1 protein-coding gene is annotated in these 1,470 nt (G+C 59.9%); it reads left to right on the top strand.

Going from position 1 to position 1,470, the window contains the following annotated elements:
- Positions 1-13: 13 nt before the first annotated feature.
- On the top strand, positions 14-1,470 hold a 1,457-nt coding region (gene sufB, locus FEV16_RS16745; protein WP_138168744.1), incomplete at its 3' end, for a Fe-S cluster assembly protein SufB.

The raw sequence follows: 1,470 nt of genomic DNA, 5'->3' as shown, positions 1-1,470 counted from the left end.
GAGGAGAATAGGAATGGCGGCTCTTAAGGAGACCGTTGCGGCTGTCGAGTCGATTGATGTTGACGCCTATAAATACGGGTTCTCGACGGATATCGAATCGGAAAAGGCCCCGAAGGGCCTGAATGAAGACATCGTCCGTTTCATCTCGGCCAAGAAGAGCGAGCCGCAATGGCTCACCGACTGGCGCCTCGAGGCCTATCGGCGCTGGCTGACCATGCCCGAGCCGAAGTGGGCGCGCGTGCATTATCCGCCGATCGACTATCAGGATCTCTATTATTACGCTGCGCCGAAATCGACGCCGGGCCCAAAGTCGCTCGACGACGTCGATCCCGAACTGCTGCGCACATACGAGAAGCTTGGCATTCCGCTGCGCGAGCAGGAAATTCTGGCGGGCGTCGAAACGCGCAAGGTGGCGGTCGACGCGGTGTTCGACTCTGTGTCGGTGGCGACGACCTTCAAGGAAGAGCTGGCGAAGGCGGGCGTGATCTTTTGTCCGATTTCCGAGGCGGTGCAGACGCATCCTGAGCTCGTGCGCAAATATCTCGGCTCGGTCGTGCCGGCGACCGACAATTTCTATGCGACGCTGAACAGCGCGGTGTTCTCCGACGGCTCCTTCGTCTATGTGCCGAAGGGCGTGCGCTGCCCGATGGAGCTTTCGACTTACTTCCGCATCAATGAGCAGAAGACGGGGCAGTTCGAGCGCACGCTGATCATCGCGGATGAGGGCGCCTATGTGAGCTATCTTGAAGGCTGCACGGCGCCTAAGCGCGACGAAAATCAGCTTCATGCGGCGGTCGTCGAACTCGTCGCGCTCGACGACGCCGAGATCAAATATTCGACGGTGCAGAACTGGTATCCTGGCGACAGCGAGGGCAGGGGCGGCATTTACAATTTCGTGACGAAGCGCGGCGATTGCCGCGGCCGCAATTCGCATATCTCCTGGACTCAGGTCGAGACGGGATCGGCGATCACCTGGAAATATCCGTCCTGCATTCTGCGCGGCGAGGGCTCGCAGGGCGAGTTCTATTCGATCGCGGTGTCGAACGGCTATCAGCAGGTCGACAGCGGCACCAAGATGCTGCATCTCGGCAAGAATACGAAGAGCCGGATCATCTCGAAGGGCATCTCCGCGGGTCGGTCGCAGAACACTTATCGCGGCCAGGTTTCCGCGCATCGTAAGGCCGATGGCGCGCGCAATTTCACGCAATGCGACAGTTTGCTGATCGGCCATGACTGCGGCGCGCATACGGTTCCTTATATCGAATCGAAGAACCCGAGCGCGCAGTTCGAACATGAGGCGACGACCTCGAAGATCTCCGAGGATCAGCTGTTCTATGCGATGCAGCGCGGGCTCTCTGAGGAAGAGGCGACGGCGCTGATCGTCAACGGCTTCGTGCGCGACGTGCTGCAGCAACTGCCGATGGAGTTCGCGGTCGAGGCGCAGAAGCTGATCTCCATCTCGCTCGAAGG

The sequence above is a fragment of the Methylocystis sp. B8 genome (assembly GCF_005771425.1).
In the GTDB taxonomy this organism is placed as follows: Bacteria; Pseudomonadota; Alphaproteobacteria; order Rhizobiales; family Beijerinckiaceae; genus Methylocystis.
Note: the sequence above shows the minus strand (reverse complement) of the source record. Positions and strands in the feature narration are given on the sequence as shown.